Consider the following 16,862-nt stretch of genomic DNA (forward strand, 5'->3'; position numbering starts at 1 on the left):
TGTGACGGATTAATGAAACAAGGGGCCACACGCAACAGGGCACCTTGCTCCTGTTCCCCCCATCGGCTACATCCCGCCTCAAGTTTTCAGAGCGCTCAAGGACCTCAATAAATGGCCAAGACCAAGAAACAGCCCCGGCCCAAGGCAGAAACGCCGAAGGGTTTTCGTGATTACTTCGGAACCGAGGTAACCGAACGGACGCAGATGCTGCGTGCGATTGCTGAGGTCTACCATCGTTATGGGTTCGAGGCGCTGGAATCGAGCGCGGTCGAAACCGTCGAGGCGCTGGGCAAATTCCTGCCCGACGTGGACCGCCCAAACGAGGGTGTCTTTGCCTGGCAGGAAGCCGATGACGAAGACAAAGGTGACTGGATGGCGCTGCGCTATGACCTGACCGCGCCTTTGGCCCGTGTTTATGCGCAGTATCGCAATGACCTGCCAACGCCTTACCGTCGCTATGCGATGGGGCCGGTCTGGCGCAACGAAAAACCCGGACCGGGCCGTTTCCGCCAGTTCTATCAATGCGATGCCGATACAGTTGGCACGGCGTCGATGGCGGCTGATGCCGAGATTTGCGCGATGTTGTCCGACACGTTGGAAACCGTTGGCATTCCGCGCGGCGACTATCTGGTGCGGATCAACAACCGCAAAGTCCTCAATGGTGTGATGGAAATTGCCGGTATCTTGGACGCTAACGAACCGTCAAAGTTTGAATATGAAAGAGGTGTTGTTCTCCGGGCTATTGATAAGATTGATAGGCTTGGCGGCAAAGGTGTGCGTGACCTGCTTGGAGCGGGCCGCGCAGACGCTAGTGGAGATTTCACTAAGGGAGCGAATCTCTCTCCACTCCAAATCGATACTGTTATGCAGTTCGTCGAAGCGAAATCTAACATATTCAAACGAATCCACGACGCTCAAGAAGCCGCTAAAATGTCAGGTAGCGATTTCTTCGAAGATTTAGTGCGAGCGAAGATCGCTCCTATAGCTCAGAAAAGAGGAATTCCTGTTCCAGAGAAATCTTTAGCAATTAACTCGCACTTCACGATTCAATATTTGCGAGAAATTGTTGGTAGTTCCGAAGTTGGGGGGCAAGGTGTAGACGAGCTTGAGCAAATTTCTGACCTATTAGCGGCTCAAGGTTATGGTCAAGATCAAGTTGTCATCGATCCCAGCGTTGTGCGCGGCTTGGGTTACTACACTGGCCCGGTGTACGAGGCAGAATTGACGTTCGAAATCTTTGACGAAAAAGGTCGCAAGCGCCAGTTTGGCTCGGTTGCGGGCGGCGGGCGCTACGACGATCTGGTCAAACGCTTCACCGGTCAGGCTGTGCCTGCCACAGGCGTTTCTATCGGCGTTGATCGCCTGCTCGCGGCCTTGCGCGAAAAAGGCCGTATCGGTGGCAATGTCACGGGTCCCGTTGTGGTCACCGTGATGGACCGCGACCGCATGGCTGATTATCAGGCTATGGTCGCCGAGCTGCGCAACGCGGGCATCCGGGCCGAGGTTTACCTTGGCAATCCCAAGAACTTCGGCAACCAGCTGAAATACGCAGACAAGCGCAATTCTCCGATTGCCGTAATCGAAGGCGGTGACGAAAAGGCCAATGGCATCGTCCAGATCAAAGATCTGATCCTTGGCGCAAAAATTGCCGAAAGCGCCACTTTGGAAGAATGGAAAGAACGCCCCAGCCAGTTCGAAGTGCCGCGCGATCAGCTTGTCGCCAAGGTCAAGGAAATCCTTGACGGGCAAAGCGCATGACACCCCGCAACAGCATCCGGGCTGAAATGTACCGCCTGCGCGGGTTGTTCGAGGCCGCTGGCGCACAGCCGGTCGAAACCGCCGTGCTGCAACCGGCCGACGTGTTGCTCGATCTCTATGGCGAAGACATCCGCGCCCGCGCCTATGTGACCTCTGACGCCCTGCGCGGCGAACAGATGCTGCGCCCCGACTTCACCGTGCCCGTAGTGCAGATGCACATGGAACACGGTGCAGAACCGGCGTGTTACACCTACTCGGGTGAGGTCTTCCGCCGTCAAGAAGACGACCCGGATCGTGCCAACGAATATATGCAGGTCGGGTTCGAGCTGTTTGATCGCGCGAACCCGGCAGCAGCGGATGCACGTGTCTTTGCGCTGATTTATGACATCCTCAAGCCGATGAACCTGCGCGCTGCCACCGGCGACATCGGCATCCTAATGGCCGCCGTCGATGGGCTGAACACGACCGAGCGCCGCAAACATGCCCTGCGCCGCCACATCTGGCGGCCAAAGCGGTTCCGCGCATTGATCGACCGGTTCTCGGGCAAGATCCCTGCGCCGGAAAGCCGCGTGAAATTGCTGGCGGCAGAGGATCCAATGGCCAACATCGGCCCGATGACCGGCCTGCGGTCCGAGACTGAGATTTTCCAGCGCATCAATGCCCTCAAAGAAGACGCTGCTGCCGCGCCCATTTCTGAAAATGAGGTCGCTCTTCTTGATGCCGTCCTCGCCGTACGTGAGACCAGCCCCTACGCGCTGGAACGCCTACTGGATATCGCTGTTGATCTGCCGGAGATCCGTGCTGCGGTTGAGCGGCTGGAAAAACGGCTCGAAGCGCTGGCAAGCAACGGTATCAACGTTGATCAGTTGGATTTTGAGGCCAGCTATGGCCGTACGCAGATGGAGTATTACGACGGTTTTGTCTTTGGCTTCTACGCCGAAAGCCGCCCCGATCTGCCCCCCGTCGCTTCGGGCGGTCGTTACGACGCTCTGACCCGCCAGCTGGGGCAGGGCCGCGAAATTCCCGCCGTTGGTGGCGTTATCCGCCCCGGTCTGGTTGTTAAACTGGGGGGCGCAGCATGAGCCTGAAACTTGGAGTGCCCTCCAAGGGCCGCTTGATGGAAAAAACCTTTGACTGGTTCGCCAAACGCGGCATTGAACTGGGCCGTTCCGGCTCGGACCGCGAATATGCCGGCTATGTGCAGGGTATCGACAATGTCGAACTGGTCTTACTGTCCGCCGGGGAAATTCCGCGCGAATTGTCTGCGGGACGCATTCACCTTGGCGTCACCGGAACCGATCTTATTCGCGAAAAGCTGGCCCTTTGGGAACAACAGGTCGCCGAGCTAGCTGAACTGGGCTTTGGTCAAGCCGATCTGGTGCTGGCCGTGCCCACTTGCTGGGTTGACGTAGGCACAATGGATGACCTTGACGCCGCCGCCGCCGCCTTCCGCGCGACCCACGGCTTCCGCCTGCGCATCGCCACCAAATACCACCGTCAGGTGCGCGATTTCCTGCGGGAAAAAGGCGTGGCCGACTACCAGCTGGTCGACAGCCAAGGCGCAACCGAGGGCACGGTCAAGAACGAAACCGCCGAGGCCGTTGCCGATATCACCTCCAGCGGTGACACCCTGCGTGCCAACCACCTCAAGATCCTGAGCGACGGCTTGATGCTGCGCAGTCAGGCCACCCTGTTCCGATCACGCAAGGCAAACATGTCCAAAGCAGATGCCGAGACACTGAAAGAGCTCACGGGGCTTTTGCAACTTTAACATTGGTTAATATTCATTGAGCAGAGCGTTAGAGGGCGGAATAGTTCATGGTTTCGATATCGAGTTTTGTACAAAACCCGCGTACAACTTGTACAAGTTGTACAAAAATCTGACCTCCGAATCCTATGCCTGCGCTTTGTCGTGATTGTCTGGAAATGTTTGATGCTGCCCCACGTTGCCCAGCCTGTGGCAGTCGTCGGGTGGTGGCGCATGACGAGTTGTTTGACCTCAGTATCGCCCATATGGATTGCGATGCCTTCTATGCCAGCGTTGAAAAGCGCGACAATCCCGAGTTGGCTGACAAGCCGGTGATCATTGGGGGTGGGCACCGGGGTGTGGTTTCAACGGCTTGTTACATTGCAAGAATTCGAGGTGTACGTTCGGCCATGCCGATGTTCAAGGCGCTGAAACTGTGCCCCGAGGCGGTGGTGATCCGCCCCCGAATGGAGGCCTATTCTGCCGCCTCGCGCGAAATCAAGTCGATGATGGCAGAACTGTCCCCCGCGATTGAGCCTTTGTCGCTGGACGAGGCGTTCATTGACCTCACCGGCACCGCTCGTCTGCACGGCGCGCCACCCGCTGTCATGCTCGCAAACCTCATTCGCCGCATGCGATCCGAATTGGGACTGACGGGGTCTATCGGTTTGAGTCATAACAAGTTTTTGGCGAAAGTAGCCTCGGATCTGGACAAGCCATACGGGTTCTCCGTAATCGGCAAAGCGGAAACTGCGGCCTTCTTGAAAGACAAATCCGTCAGCCTGATCTGGGGGGTTGGTCGGGTGGGGGTGTCATCTCTGAATGCGGCAGGCATATGTACATTCGATGATTTACTGCGGTGGGAGCAGAAAGATCTGATTGCTCGGTTTGGTTCGATGGGCCATCGTCTGTGGTATCTGGCGCGAGGTCAGGACAGCCGCGGCGTTTCATCTGATGGACCGATGAAATCAATTTCCAGCGAAACGACGTTCAACGAAGATACGGCAGATGTGGATATTCTGGATGGCCATATCTGGCGGCTATCAGAAAAAGTTTCTGACCGGTTGAAAGCGAAAACCATTGCTGGCCGCGTGGTGAATCTCAAGCTCAAAAGGGCTGATCATTCTTTGATCAGCCGCCGCATCTCATTGCGACATCCAACCCAAATTGCTGACAAAATTTACAAGAACGCCCGAAATTTGCTGGATCAGACAGAGCAGGGTGCTGCCTACCGATTGCTCGGGGTGGGGCTGTCTGAACTTGTACCGGAAAATGAAGCGGATCTTTCAGCTGATCTGCTGGATCCAGACGCGGGACGTCGCGCTGATGCCGAACGCGCCACGGATAAGATCAGGCAAAAATTCGGACGTGACTCGATCAAGAAAGGCCGTGCCTTGCGGTAAGTTCACTCGGCCGCCAGTGCGCTCTCACTGGGGCGACCGATCTCGGCGATCTCGGATACAATATTTTCGAGAAGTGCCTTGAATGACTGGAAATTGCCGTTTGGTCGGATCAAACGCTCGTTCATATAAAGTGAGCGGTCGATTTCAATCTGTAACGCATGATGCCCCTTGGACGGTTGGCCATAGGCCTGCGTGATATATGCTCCAGCAAACGGAACATTGCGGGTCACAACCAAGCCTGCTTCGACAAAGGCCGCTTCGACCTGACTGACGATTTCGTCACTGGCCGTAGTCCCAAACCGATCTCCTAACACGATCTCAGGGCGGCGTATGCCAGAACGTGCCAGTGTATCCATGGCTTCATGTGGCATCGAATGGCAGTCAATCAGAATGGCTTCGCCAAACATCAAAAAAGCCTGATCCATCTGGGCCGTAAGAATCTCGTGATAGGGGTGCCAATAGCCATCGATTCGCTTTTGTGCTTCGCTCATCGAGATTTTTCCGCGATAGATCGCCTTACCATTGGCAACGACTCTCGGTACGACCCCAAGCCCAGAGGCAACGCGTGGGTTGTGTCCAGTGGCGCGCACCCCTTCGATCAGGGCTGGATCCAGTTCATCGGGGGCTCGGTTTAGATCGACAAAGGCGCGAGGCGCTCCAGCTTTTACAAATGGCGCGCCAAAGTCCGTGGCACATTCGAAAAGCTCATCAACAAAGGCATCCTCGGAGCTACGCACAGAGTATTCATTCAACTGCGTGCGCCGCACGAAAGTCCAGGGGTAGTCGCGGCCACTATGAGGTGAAGCGAACACAACAGAAGTTGTGCGCCGTGCAGGGTAGCTCAGATGATATGCGGCCTTTGGCATGTGTTCTCCCAATTAATTCTATAATAGACTGAAATTGTCTTTCTAAAAGCCCTTGATCCCTCCTCCGACTCCTTTTATAGACCCAGCACACCGGCGCGGGATTCCGCGCCCCAATTTATTGGGGTCAGGCTCGCTAAGGTATTCATGGGCGATTAGCTCAGCGGTAGAGCACTTCGTTGACATCGAAGGGGTCACAAGTTCGATCCTTGTATCGCCCACCATGAATTCACTGCTGCACAGCAACGTGCAGCACCCGCAACCCAGGCGCTGGCCCGCGCCGCGACAAATGAGGAGAGGACCATGAAGGTCAAAAACTCGCTTCGTTCTTTGAAGAACCGGCACCGTGATTGCCGTGTCGTGCGCCGCAAAGGCCGCGTCTACGTGATCAACAAAACACAACCGAAGTTCAAAGCCCGCCAAGGCTAAGAACTTTCAGCTTAAGATTAAAATGCCCCGCTGTTCAGCGGGGTTTTTTATTGGCTACGGGTGTCATTGGGCGGCTTGTTCGATTTGACGAGCGAATTGCAATAGACGCGCATCCGAACCCTTGGGACCCGTGATATGGAGACCGACAGGCAATCCATCCGTGGAGGTGCCAAAGGGCATCGAAAGCGATGGCAGCTCGAGAATTGGCGTGAGCGTTACTGTGCGCCAATCTTCGCGAATCTCGTGATCCTTCGCATCTGCATCAAACGCCAGCCCGCTAGTGGTGGGCCAGAGCGCAAAATCGTACTGTTCGAAAAACGCCGCAACTTCCTGCCAAACCTGGCCGCGAGCGACCTGAAACTCGGCGTAATCTGACAGGCTGAATTCAGGCCCTTGATGGCAGGCTGTGACAAAGTTTTCAGCCGCTATATCCATGTTAGGGTTCTTCGCGGCTTTCACTCCGAGTGCCGAGAGCGTGCGCACCATCGGCACATAGTGTGTTAGCGGATTCAAGTCCGGTGCGGCTTGATCCAACTGCCAGCCCAGATCCTTGCATAGATCTGCAACCGGTTGCAGGGCCACGCAGATTGATGGATCAGTTGGTACACCAAAGGGGTTCAGATCGAACGCAAGACGTCCAGATCTCGGTGAAGCGCTTAGGCCTTCCATCGAAGGTTCGTTTTTCCAGAAACCAAGCGGCTGCTTCGACGAATTTCCCTGCATGACCTCAAGCATCATCACCAGATCTTTGATGTTGCGGGCCATAGGGCCGGGAATACTAAGGCCATCGTAGGGCACTGGATTAGGATTGTAGGGAACCAAACCCGAGCTGGGCCGGAACCCGACAACCCCACACCACGCCGCCGGGCTGCGCAACGACCCCCCAAGATCAGACCCATCCGCCAAGGCCACCATGTTTGCTGCCAGCGCCGCTGCTGCCCCACCCGAGCTACCAGCCACGGTTTTTGACAAGTCATGCGGATTGCGCGTTGTGCCGGACACCAAGTTGGTGGTTTGACCGGAAAAAGCGAATTCCGGCGTGTTCGATTTGCCAATGATTACGGCACCCGCCGCGCGCAGGCGGGCGACATGAAGGGCGTCATAGCCGGGCGTGTGTTTTTCATAACTGCGCGACCCCCATGTGGTGCGTAACCCTTTGGTTTCAAAAATATCCTTGATCGCAATTGGTATGCCGTGCAGCGGCCCGACGGGCTGCGCCATCTGGTCCAGTTCATGGGTGCGATCATAGGCCGCTTGCCAGTCGAGCGTGACAAAGGCGTTCACATCACTCTCAACTTTTTCGACCTGCGCCTGATAAGCAGCCAAGACATCTATCGCGCTCAATTCCCTAATCTGAAGCTGTGCTGTCAGTTCAGTGGCGGAAAGCTTGATAATGTCCATGGCGTGTCTCGCTTAGTCGTGTTCAGTTTTTGATAGCGGTGCGGAACTCTTCCAAACCTGCCAATCCCGACATGCTTTTGTCTGAAATGGATGGATCTTTCGGCCTGTTTAAATCTTCGCTTGCTGTTTGACACACAAAGCTCTTAGCTGACGCAAAGTCATGCAAAAGCAGGATGACGGCAATGAGCACGTCCTTAAAAATTGTTGTTATCGGCGCAGGCATCTGCGGCCTCAGCTCGGCCATCTGGTTGCAGCGGTCTGGGCATCAGGTGACATTGATCGACCGCGAAGGGCCGGGGGCGGGTGCGTCTTACGGTAATGCCGGATTGATGGCGCAGTGGGCGTTCATTCCGGTCAACACGCCGGGATTAATTAAGGACAGCATCAAGTACCTCACCGATCCATCATCACCTTTGTTTATGCAATGGGGTCAAGTGCCCAGGCTGGCCCCGTGGCTGTGGCAATTCGTGAAACGGGCCAATGCAAAGGACGCGCGATACACGGCGCAGGCCTTGATTGATATCATCGCGGATGGGGGTGATCAGCATCGGGCATTGACCCGCGCGACACAGGCAGAAGAGATGATCACCAGCAGTGATTTTGTCTATGCTTACGCCTCGCGCAAAGACTTTGACAAAGACAACTTTGGTTGGGGTATCCGACGCGAGGCCGGGTTTGTCCCAGAGATGATCGAAGGCGCTGCGGTGCAGGAATTTGATCCGATGTTGGGACCCTCGATTCAGTGTCTCGCGCGGCTCAAGACACAGGGGCATATCCTTGATCCGGGCGGATACATGCATGCGCTCGCGGATATTTTGCGTGCTGAGGGTGGGCAAGTGGCACAAGCAGAGGCCAAGGATTTCACCCTGCACGATGGTAAGATTTCTTCGGTTGAGACGGATCAAGGTGGCTTTCCTTGCGATCATGCGGTCTTAACGACAGGCATATGGTCCAAGGCCTTGATGAAAAAGCTGGGTTTCAAGGTGATGTTGGAAACAGAGCGTGGCCATCACCTGCACCTGAAAAACCCTTCACAAATACCGCGTTGCCCGATGATTCTGGGCAAGGGCAAGTTTGGTGTCACGCCAATGTCGACAGGCCTGCGCTGTGCCGGAACGGTGGAGCTTGGCACCCATGAGCGCGGAGCCTCGCGTGCCCCGTTGGAACTAATCCGCAAGCAGATCACCAAGGATTTTCCCAATCTGGAATATGACGTGGCCGAAGAGTGGGTGGGCTATCGTCCGTCCACCCCGGATAGTTTGCCTTTGATCGGAGAGATAGGAAAAACAGGGGTTTACGCGGGGTTTGGACATCAGCACATCGGGTTGACAGCGGGGCCGAAAACAGGCCGGTTGATCGCTGACCTGATCAGCGGGCGCAAACCCAATATTGACTTGTCCCCGTTTGACGCCAATCGGTTTGACAGGCACTGAGGCAACTTTCGCCGATTTGTCTCAGATCAAAGTGCGCTCCTGATTTACAGGCCAATTTGTGGTAAGATGTAAGTATAGGAGGCTGAGATGATTGGAATCAGCACCCATAAGATTGCCCAAATTATCCTTATGTCCCGCGAACTTGACCGGGCCGAGCGGGAATTGCGCGGCTTTATCGAACGCCTGACCGAAGAGGAACAGGTCAGCCTTGTCGCCGTCATGTGGATCGGGCGCGATAGTTTTATGCGAGATGAGCTTGAAGAGGCCAAAGCCACCGCCCGCGAAGAGGCGACCACGCCAACGGTCGATTATCTATTGGGCACGCCGCACTTGTCTGACCACCTGGAAAATGGGCTGGACGAGCTGGGAATTTCGGTGGTGGAAGACGAAGACGAATTGGTGCGCGGCGGCTGAAAAGTTTGTACAAGTTTTACGCGGGTTTTGTACAAAACTCCTGTGGCCCTGTTTGTTCGTTGAAATGTGCGCCTGCGGCGCGCTTGATGTCTCGTTGTCGACCTTTGGCCTCCGCCTCAGGGTTGCCACCAGCGGGGATATTTGCACGAGAAAACCCGCGCGAGATAGCGGGCAGCGCCCGCCGCGCATCGCCGACGCGCCCCAACGCGGCGGCGATTGGAGAGGTTGAGTGAGGCGGTTGGGGTGTGCGGATTTTGCAGGATAAAGGGGCAGTTACATCCCTGAGATCGCCCCCGCGCGTCGGTGATGCGCGGCTTGGGAAAGGGAGCGAGAGTTGATGTGGAGAAAATGGTGGGTTGGTACCCACCCTACGGCGCAGCGAAAGCTTTTATATAGTCATTGACCGTCTCGATAGTCTCCAAGTCAATTTGAAGGTTCATTGTGCTGCTTCGATCAATCGCTGCTTCGGTCAGGTTTTCAATTGACGGCTGTATTATTCTTTCGCGGCATAAATCCCCTACCAATCGGTCATTTGGGCGCATTCTTCCTGTGGGGAGACCGAGCCATTGTTCAATTTCTTGCCAGCATTCCAGTACGGTTGCTTTGTCAAATCCATGTTTTGCATAAAACTGTTCGTTTATCTGCGTATCACTAAGCGGTGTGCGGTTGGATAAGTTGTAGTGCCGGAGCAGCTTGATATGCTCTGGCGCGTCTCGAAATATCCTGCTTAAGTTCATTTGGATGCTAACGTTTGCCTACAAGGGGCGCGGAAAGAAGCGGGCATTTCTGCCCGCCCCTAAATTTCTCACGCCAAATGATCCACCACCATCAGATGCTGCGCCAGTGTGTTGACCTCATCCAGATAGCGCGCGACCAGTTTGGGGTCATGCGGGGCGGGGCTGACGCCGGCGGGGATTTCGCGGTTGAGGACGGATTCAATCGCGAGGGACAGAGGAATGGACACGAGACGGGCCATTGCCGTGCCGCGAGCGTCACCCCAGGCGTCCATGACATAGGTCTTGTGCCAGACGGGGCTGCCGTTTTTTTCGGCCTTGAGGTCTACGCACATGACAACGCGGTCGGGCTCGCCTTCGTCATAGGCATTTTCGGCCCAGAAGGTATCGGACATTTCTTTCAGGCGGGCATCGCCCTCGGGACCTTCAAGAGTTTCGACCTCGGCGAAGACGTCTTTCCAGGCATCGGCCCAGCCGTTCAGGCGCAATGTGCCGCGGACGAATTCCTTGACCCGCCAGTTGGCGTCGAACTGGTAGTCTTCCATGAAGGGCAGGGAGTCGCGGTTTGGGTAAACCTCGAAGCTTTCGGGTGTGGCGAGCGGCGCGTCATAGGTTGAGATCGCGTCCCACGGGCGAGCGACGTTCAGCTCGGTAAAGTGTTTGATCGAGCGGGAGGGGGAACGCAGCGCCTTGAGCACGCCCAGAGGCGACCAGCTGAATTTGTAGCGGAAGGGGTTCGGGATCTTGGGGATGCCGCCACAGTAGGATTTGAAGCTGAGGTCATTGCTGGCGTCATACGCTTTGGACCCACGGTAATCGGCGACCATTTGGTGGGCCATCAGGTGGTCGATGCCGGGATCAAGGCCAATCTCATTCACCACAGACACACCGCGCACCAAAGCCTTGGCATGCAGGTCGCGCATTTCGGGGGCAATGTAAGACGAGGACACAAAGTTTGCGCCCTTGTTGATGCACATTTCGGCCAGTGGCACGTGCCAGTCGCCGGGCAGCATCGAGACCACCAAGTCGCCCTCGTTCACATCTGCCGAGATGGCGTCGAATTCAAAGGCTTTGATCTTGTCGGTCAGATCGCCAACGGCCTCTTCGGCTTTGGCCTTCGTCCGGTTCCAGACGGTGACATCATAGCCCGCCTCGATCAGGCGACGCAGACCGGGAATGGCCGAAAGGCCGGTGCCGCACCAGTGAATTGTCATGTCTCAGATCCCTTTCATATGCTCGTTGAAGGTGGCCTCGGCCCGGGCCCAGACACCTGAGGACAGGTCGGTGAGGGTCCGTAGGGAAGGCAGGAGTTGTTCGGCGTAATCCTCGGAGGATTCGCGGGGCAGAAGCGAGGGCAGGTTGTCGATGGCCATGACGTCCAGTGGTGGCGTGTCATGGGCGCGGGTGACCGGCGCATTCCAATCGGTGGCACGGTCATAGACCGGCACCGGATTATAGTCGCTGTCCGGGTCGCAGGCGACATCGCCAATGGCGGTGAGTTTGCGGTCGGCAGTCAGAGCCGATTGAGGGATAAAGACCGGCGTGCCGGGGCGGGCAAGGATGCAGTTGAAGAACAGGTCATGTTGGAGGATCTCGGGGAAAGGTCCGCCGGTGGCGGTTTCCGCCATGTCCCATTTGGTGACGTCTATGCCCATCGCCTGACAGAGGTCAGCCGCGCCGGTACCGACACGGCCCAAGGCGCCGATGACGATGGCGGTAGGGGTGTCAGTGTTTGCGTTCTGCATGTCATTGGCGAGGTCGGCCAGAAGCGCGTCTTTGTCTTTGTAGGTGCTTACAGGCGGGCAGAGGCGGCCCTGTTTTTGGTTGGCCCAGGCCTTGAGTGTGACGGCAGCCCCGGCATAACCAGCCCAATAGCCAAAGGCGGCGACGCGGCGGCCATCCTCGGCCACCAGATATTCCAGATCGTAAAGCGTGCCGCCACCGGCCTTAAAACGTTCCAACAGGGCCCTGCCGGAGTGCTGTCCCTTGAAGGCGTGGCCGAACATGATGTGGCGATGCGGCAGGGGGGTGCTGTCATCGGGCAGTTCTTTCAGGCCAAAGATGATCGCAACCTGTGGCGCGCTGGGCCAACTGTTTTCGGCCACGATCTCGCAGCCTGCATCAACATAGCCCTCAATGCCGATGGCGCGGGTTGTGCTTTCTTCCACACTGACCTTGATGCCTGCCTTAATCAGGGCAGCGGCCCCTGCGGGGGAAAGCCCCACGCGTTTTTCGTTTTCGCGCTGCTCAGATCGTACCCAGAGGTGTGTCATTTAATCAGTCCCAAGTCTTTGACGGCCTGCACGGCCGGGCGGTCGTTCATTGCGGCCAAAAAGGCCTGAATTTTCGGGAATTTGGCGATATCGACGCCATCCCCTTCAAGCCAGCAACAAATGGCATAAAGCCACGGATCTGCAAGGCTGTAATTTGAGCCCATTACATAGGGGGTGAAGGCGTTGTGCGATTCGAGGTAGGCGCAGCAGTCAGACATGGTTTCGGGCACCTTGGCCGTCATGTCATCGAAGGAGCTTTGCTGCGTGGCCCAGCGAGAGCCGCGCAGTTTGTGGGCATGGGCCACATGCATGGTGCTGGCGAGGTAATTCATCGCTTCGCGCATCTGGGCAGTTTCAAAAGCTCCGCTGGGAGTTAACCCGGCCTCGGGCGTTATGGCGGCGATGTATTCAAGGATCGCCCCTGTTTCTGTCAGGATCCCATCGGGTGTTTCCAATGCAGGCACGCGGCCCTTGGCGTTGACCTTGCTATAGGCCGCGCCGGTTTGTTCGCCCTTGGTGAAATCCACGATCTGCAGGTCGAACTCAATTCCGGCTTCCTTGAGGGCGATGGCCGAGGCCACTGCGATGGTACCGGGCATAGCATAGAGTTTCATGGTTTCGATCCTTTAGATAAATGTGCGGGCGTGGGTGCGGTCCGGGGCGTCGAGGTGTGGGGTCGCGTTGAAGCCTGCCAGTAAGAGCTGATCATGAATGAAATGCAATCGATGGACGGAACTGTTCATGACCTGCAGCATGATCTTCGAGGCCATATCGGGCGCAAGCCCCAGCACGTGCCGGACGATGATGCCGATCACGCCGCCAGAGGTGACCAACATGTGACGCCCACCTTGATCGCAAAGTTCAGTGATCAGGCTGGTGATCCGACCTTCGAACCCGCTGAATTGTTCCGGAATGTCGGTCAATCGATCCTGCGCCCAATGGGAAATGAGCACCGGCAGGTGGTGGGCGTATTCCTGTGGCGATTGTGGGGCCGGAATTTTGTGTTGCTGTTCCAGTGCCTGTGCAATGGCGAAGTAGTTGAGTTCGTTCAAGCGGGTGTCTTGTTTTGAAATCTCATATCCCATTGATCGGGCGGTGTCAGCCTGACGATGCAACGTGCCGGTGATGACCTGATCAAAATGTGGATTTGTGGCGGTCATATGGTCCCCCAGCCAGCTGGCCTGCTGGTGCCCGAGTTCAGAGAGCTGGTCGTAGCTTTTCTCATCCGTGGCATGGCTGTTGGCCTGCCCGTGCCGTACCAAAATAATCTCGGTCACTTTGCTCTCTTTCAGTTGTTTTGGGGTCTGATTTTCCTCTGCGGCAGGTTAGCGCTGACGGTCCAGCGATAAAAGGGCGCAAAATCGCTTTTTGATCAGAAAGTTCAGTGCATTTTTCTGCAAGAATCACTCAATCGTCTCTTGTGAATGGTGCGGACCGTAAATTATGTTCACTATCCGAAACTAGTTGGTCACAAATGGCGCAAAAAAACGCGGTTATGTCGGGATTACCGGTCATCAAACGGGGCTCGCGTGATCTATGTGTTACCGCAACCAAGGAGGCGCGCAATGTCTGAGACAATCCGATTCACCCTAGACGGCAAAGACGTCGAGGCAGAAAAAGGCCAGACAATCTGGGAAGTGGCCAATGGCCGTGGGCTGGTGATCCCTCACCTTTGCCACAAGCCAGCACCCGGCTATCGCCCCGATGGCAATTGCCGCGCCTGTATGGTCGAGATCGATGGTGAGCGCACTTTGGCGGCGTCTTGTATTCGCGAACCGTCAGAGGGCATGGTTGTCAAAACTGACACCGCACGCGCCGAAAGCGCGCGCAACATGGTGATGGAGATGCTTCTGGCGGACCAGCCAGCCAAGGAAGAAGCGCATGACAAGTCGAGCCACTTGTGGGATATGGCCGAGCTGAATGGCGTATCGGAAAGCCGGTTCCCGAAACTGGAAGAGGGCCGCATTCCGCTGCTCGATGACAGCCACGTTGCGATGAGCGTGAACCTTGACGCCTGTATTCAATGTGGTCTGTGTGTGCGCGCCTGCCGCGAAGTGCAGGTGAACGATGTGATCGGTATGGCCGGTCGTGGGCATGACGCTTATCCGACCTTTGATTTTGCCGACCCGATGGGCGCATCGACCTGTGTGGCCTGTGGTGAATGTGTGCAAGCCTGCCCAACCGGGGCGCTGATGCCATCGACTGTTGTGGACGAAAACCAGGTTGGCGACCGGGGTGATTTCGATTCGGAAACTGAAAGCGTTTGCCCGTTCTGTGGCGTGGGCTGCAAGGTTTCGCTGAAGGTCAAAGACGGCAAGGTGAAATACGTTGAGGGCATCAACGGCCCGGCCAATGAGGGCCGCCTGTGTGTCAAAGGCCGCTTTGGCTTTGATTACATCCACCACCCGCACCGCCTGACCAAGCCGCTGATCCGTCGTGAAGATGCGCCTGCGAAGGGTCTGAACGTTGATCCGGGCAATCTGGACACGCATTTCCGCGAAGCGACGTGGGAAGAGGCGATGGATCTGGCCGCCAAAGGCCTGATGAAGCTGCGCGAAGATGACCCGCGCCGCGTTGCGGGCTTTGGCTCGGCCAAGTGCACCAACGAAGAAGCTTACCTGTTCCAGAAATTCATTCGTCAGGGCTTTAAGCACAACAACGTCGACCACTGTACGCGTCTGTGCCACGCGTCCTCGGTTGCGGCGCTGATCGAAAACGTCGGCTCGGGCGCGGTGACCGCGACCTTCAACGAAATCGAAAACGCAGACGTGGCGATTGTGATCGGGTCTAACCCGATTGAGAACCACCCGGTTGCGGCGACCTATTTCAAGCAGTTCACCAAACGTGGTGGCAAGCTGATCGTGATGGACCCGCGTGGTGTGGGCCTGCGTCGCTTTGCAACTGAAATGGTGCAGTTCCGCCCCGGTGCGGACGTGTCGATGCTGAACGCGATCATGAACGTGATTGTCGAAGAAGAGCTGTATGACAGCCAGTATATCCACCGCTGGACTGAAAACTGGGCGGAAGAGAAAGAGCATCTGAAGAACTTTACCCCAGAAGCGATGTCAGAGATCTGTGGCATTTCCCCGGATCAGCTGCGTCGTGTGGCACGTATCTTTGCGGGTGCTGAAGCGGGTCTGATTTTCTGGGGTATGGGTATTTCCCAGCACATTCACGGCACTGATAATTCGCGCTGCCTGATCAGCCTTGCGCTGATGACCGGCAATGTCGGTAAACCGGGCGCGGGTCTGCACCCGCTGCGCGGCCAGAACAACGTGCAGGGTGCGTCTGACGCTGGCCTGATCCCGATGTTCCTGCCGGATTATCAGACCGTAACAGATGACGGCATTCGCCAGTCCTTTACTGATGTCTGGGAAAGCGACGATTTCAGCAACGAAAAAGGTCTGACTGTGACTGAGATCGTTGACGAGATCTATGCGGGTAACATCAAGGGCATGTATATTCAGGGTGAAAACCCGGCGATGTCCGACCCGGATGTGGAACACGCGCGTGACGCCTTTGCCAAGCTGGATCTGATGGTGGTGCAGGATATCTTCCTGACCGAAACGGCGAACTATGCCGATATCATTCTGCCTGCCTCGGCGCTTTATGAAAAGAACGGCACCGTATCCAATACCAACCGTCAGGTGCAGCGGGTGCGCCCGGCCGTGCCGCCCCCGGGTGAGGCGCGTGAGGATTGGAAGATCACCACCGAGCTGGCGCAGCGCATTGGCCTGAACTGGGATTATACCGATGTGAGCCAGGTGTTTGACGAGATGAAGCTCAATATGAAGAGCCTCAACAACATCACCTGGGAGCGTCTGAAGACCGAAACCATCACCTATCCGTCGCTGTCGGAGACCGACCCCGGTCAGGCGATTGTGTTTGGCGATGGCTTCCCCCGTTCCGAAGGGCGCGCGCGCTTTACCCCGGCAGCCGTGATTGCACCGGATGAAGCGCCTGATGCCGAATTCCCGATGATCATGACCACCGGCCGTCAGCTGGAGCATTGGCACACCGGGTCGATGACGCGCCGGTCCAAGGTTCTGGATGCGGTGGAGCCAGAGGCGAACTGTTCGTTGAACCCGAAAACCCTGCGCAAGATGGGTGTGGAGCCGGGCGATATGGTACGCCTGAGCACCCGTCGCGGGTCGATCAACATCATGGCGCGGGCTGACCGGGCGATTGCCGAGGATATGGTGTTTGTGCCGTTCGCCTATGTTGAGGCGGCGGCCAACGTTCTGACCAACCCGGCGATTGACCCCTACGGCAAGATACCCGAGTTCAAATTCGCCGCTGTGCGGGTTGAGCCGGTGGAAGGCCAGATCGCAGCCGAGTAAGCTGATCAGACAGGTTTGATTTTAAGGTGCGCGCCTAAGGGCGCGCGCTTTTTGTCTCGTCGGCGGC

The 16,862-nt window shown here is 56.6% G+C and carries 15 protein-coding genes and 1 tRNA gene; 9 read left to right on the forward strand and 7 right to left on the reverse strand.

The window, feature by feature from the left end; all coding sequences use genetic code 11:
- Window positions 1-111 precede the first annotated feature (111 nt).
- The 4 genes from hisS to ROA7450_RS19630 all read left to right on the forward strand — a co-directional run bounded on the left by hisS (window position 112) and on the right by ROA7450_RS19630 (window position 4,908).
- Window positions 112-1,758 carry a histidine--tRNA ligase gene (hisS, locus tag ROA7450_RS19615; RefSeq protein ID WP_085807658.1) on the forward strand — a complete coding sequence of 549 codons (1,647 nt, stop codon included), beginning with the start codon at window positions 112-114 and terminating at the stop codon, window positions 1,756-1,758.
- Complete coding sequence (locus ROA7450_RS19620) at window positions 1,755-2,840, forward strand: ATP phosphoribosyltransferase regulatory subunit (protein ID WP_085807659.1); 1,086 nt, start codon at window positions 1,755-1,757, stop codon at window positions 2,838-2,840. Before hisS ends, ROA7450_RS19620 begins: the two co-directional genes overlap by 4 nt.
- On the forward strand, window positions 2,837-3,529 hold the full coding sequence (hisG, locus tag ROA7450_RS19625) for an ATP phosphoribosyltransferase (RefSeq protein ID WP_085807660.1): 693 nt from the start codon (window positions 2,837-2,839) through the stop codon (window positions 3,527-3,529). Before ROA7450_RS19620 ends, hisG begins: the two co-directional genes overlap by 4 nt.
- 125 nt (window positions 3,530-3,654) lie before the next feature.
- Complete coding sequence (locus tag ROA7450_RS19630; RefSeq protein ID WP_085807661.1) at window positions 3,655-4,908, forward strand: DNA polymerase IV; 1,254 nt, start codon at window positions 3,655-3,657, stop codon at window positions 4,906-4,908.
- Window positions 4,909-4,910: 2 nt separating this feature from the next.
- Here ROA7450_RS19630 and ROA7450_RS19635 read toward each other — a convergent pair whose 3' ends face one another.
- Window positions 4,911-5,774, reverse strand: a complete 864-nt coding sequence (locus ROA7450_RS19635; RefSeq protein WP_085807662.1) for an N-formylglutamate amidohydrolase — start codon at window positions 5,772-5,774, stop codon at window positions 4,911-4,913.
- Between the two features lie 146 nt (window positions 5,775-5,920).
- Here ROA7450_RS19635 and ROA7450_RS19640 point away from each other — a divergent pair.
- Together ROA7450_RS19640 and ykgO are read left to right on the forward strand one after the other, a co-directional pair.
- Window positions 5,921-5,995: transfer RNA gene (locus ROA7450_RS19640), tRNA-Val, on the forward strand.
- A gap of 79 nt (window positions 5,996-6,074) precedes the next feature.
- On the forward strand, window positions 6,075-6,200 hold the full coding sequence (gene ykgO / locus ROA7450_RS19645) for a type B 50S ribosomal protein L36 (protein ID WP_085807663.1): 126 nt from the start codon (window positions 6,075-6,077) through the stop codon (window positions 6,198-6,200).
- Window positions 6,201-6,263: 63 nt separating this feature from the next.
- Here the strand turns inward: ykgO and ROA7450_RS19650 are convergent, their stop codons facing one another.
- Window positions 6,264-7,601 carry an amidase gene (locus ROA7450_RS19650; RefSeq protein WP_085807664.1) on the reverse strand — a complete coding sequence of 446 codons (1,338 nt, stop codon included), beginning with the start codon at window positions 7,599-7,601 and terminating at the stop codon, window positions 6,264-6,266.
- Window positions 7,602-7,783: 182 nt separating this feature from the next.
- On the opposite strand from ROA7450_RS19650, the gene ROA7450_RS19655 reads away from it, so the two are divergent.
- Entirely contained in the window at window positions 7,784-9,034 is a 1,251-nt protein-coding gene (locus ROA7450_RS19655) for an NAD(P)/FAD-dependent oxidoreductase (RefSeq protein WP_085807688.1), read from the forward strand.
- 87 nt (window positions 9,035-9,121) lie between these two features.
- Window positions 9,122-9,448, forward strand: coding sequence for a DUF3775 domain-containing protein (locus ROA7450_RS19660; protein ID WP_085807665.1), 327 nt, complete (start codon window positions 9,122-9,124; stop codon window positions 9,446-9,448).
- A gap of 368 nt (window positions 9,449-9,816) precedes the next feature.
- Here the strand turns inward: ROA7450_RS19660 and ROA7450_RS19670 are convergent, their stop codons facing one another.
- The 5 genes from ROA7450_RS19670 to ROA7450_RS19690 form a co-directional block, all read right to left on the reverse strand.
- Window positions 9,817-10,185 (reverse strand): hypothetical protein, encoded by a 369-nt coding sequence (locus ROA7450_RS19670; protein ID WP_085807667.1) that lies wholly within the window; start codon window positions 10,183-10,185, stop codon window positions 9,817-9,819.
- A 68-nt stretch (window positions 10,186-10,253) separates the two neighbouring features.
- Window positions 10,254-11,396, reverse strand: coding sequence for a saccharopine dehydrogenase family protein (locus ROA7450_RS19675; RefSeq protein WP_085807668.1), 1,143 nt, complete (start codon window positions 11,394-11,396; stop codon window positions 10,254-10,256).
- 3 nt (window positions 11,397-11,399) lie between these two features.
- Window positions 11,400-12,455 carry a saccharopine dehydrogenase gene (locus ROA7450_RS19680; protein ID WP_085807669.1) on the reverse strand — a complete coding sequence of 352 codons (1,056 nt, stop codon included), beginning with the start codon at window positions 12,453-12,455 and terminating at the stop codon, window positions 11,400-11,402.
- Window positions 12,452-13,069, reverse strand: a complete 618-nt coding sequence (locus tag ROA7450_RS19685; protein WP_085807670.1) for a glutathione S-transferase family protein — start codon at window positions 13,067-13,069, stop codon at window positions 12,452-12,454. Before ROA7450_RS19685 ends, ROA7450_RS19680 begins: the two co-directional genes overlap by 4 nt.
- A gap of 12 nt (window positions 13,070-13,081) precedes the next feature.
- Window positions 13,082-13,732, reverse strand: a complete 651-nt coding sequence (locus ROA7450_RS19690; RefSeq protein WP_085807671.1) for a histidine phosphatase family protein — start codon at window positions 13,730-13,732, stop codon at window positions 13,082-13,084.
- A gap of 288 nt (window positions 13,733-14,020) precedes the next feature.
- On the opposite strand from ROA7450_RS19690, the gene fdhF reads away from it, so the two are divergent.
- Window positions 14,021-16,795, forward strand: a complete 2,775-nt coding sequence (gene fdhF, locus ROA7450_RS19695) for a formate dehydrogenase subunit alpha (protein WP_085807672.1) — start codon at window positions 14,021-14,023, stop codon at window positions 16,793-16,795.
- The last annotated feature ends 67 nt before the right edge of the window (window positions 16,796-16,862 follow it).

The organism is Roseovarius albus, from assembly GCF_900172335.1.
In the GTDB taxonomy this organism is placed as follows: Bacteria; Pseudomonadota; Alphaproteobacteria; order Rhodobacterales; family Rhodobacteraceae; genus Roseovarius; species Roseovarius albus.

Coding starts and splice junctions, on each gene's coding strand:
- hisS (WP_085807658.1), top strand. CDS start 112: ATGGCCAAGACCAAGAAACAGCCCCGGCCCAAGGCAGAAACGCCGAAG.
- ROA7450_RS19620 (WP_085807659.1), top strand. CDS start 1,755: ATGACACCCCGCAACAGCATCCGGGCTGAAATGTACCGCCTGCGCGGG.
- hisG (WP_085807660.1), top strand. CDS start 2,837: ATGAGCCTGAAACTTGGAGTGCCCTCCAAGGGCCGCTTGATGGAAAAA.
- ROA7450_RS19630 (WP_085807661.1), top strand. CDS start 3,655: ATGCCTGCGCTTTGTCGTGATTGTCTGGAAATGTTTGATGCTGCCCCA.
- ROA7450_RS19635 (WP_085807662.1), bottom strand. CDS start 5,774: ATGCCAAAGGCCGCATATCATCTGAGCTACCCTGCACGGCGCACAACT.
- ykgO (WP_085807663.1), top strand. CDS start 6,075: ATGAAGGTCAAAAACTCGCTTCGTTCTTTGAAGAACCGGCACCGTGAT.
- ROA7450_RS19650 (WP_085807664.1), bottom strand. CDS start 7,601: ATGGACATTATCAAGCTTTCCGCCACTGAACTGACAGCACAGCTTCAG.
- ROA7450_RS19655 (WP_085807688.1), top strand. CDS start 7,784: ATGAGCACGTCCTTAAAAATTGTTGTTATCGGCGCAGGCATCTGCGGC.
- ROA7450_RS19660 (WP_085807665.1), top strand. CDS start 9,122: ATGATTGGAATCAGCACCCATAAGATTGCCCAAATTATCCTTATGTCC.
- ROA7450_RS19670 (WP_085807667.1), bottom strand. CDS start 10,185: ATGAACTTAAGCAGGATATTTCGAGACGCGCCAGAGCATATCAAGCTG.
- ROA7450_RS19675 (WP_085807668.1), bottom strand. CDS start 11,396: ATGACAATTCACTGGTGCGGCACCGGCCTTTCGGCCATTCCCGGTCTG.
- ROA7450_RS19680 (WP_085807669.1), bottom strand. CDS start 12,455: ATGACACACCTCTGGGTACGATCTGAGCAGCGCGAAAACGAAAAACGC.
- ROA7450_RS19685 (WP_085807670.1), bottom strand. CDS start 13,069: ATGAAACTCTATGCTATGCCCGGTACCATCGCAGTGGCCTCGGCCATC.
- fdhF (WP_085807672.1), top strand. CDS start 14,021: ATGTCTGAGACAATCCGATTCACCCTAGACGGCAAAGACGTCGAGGCA.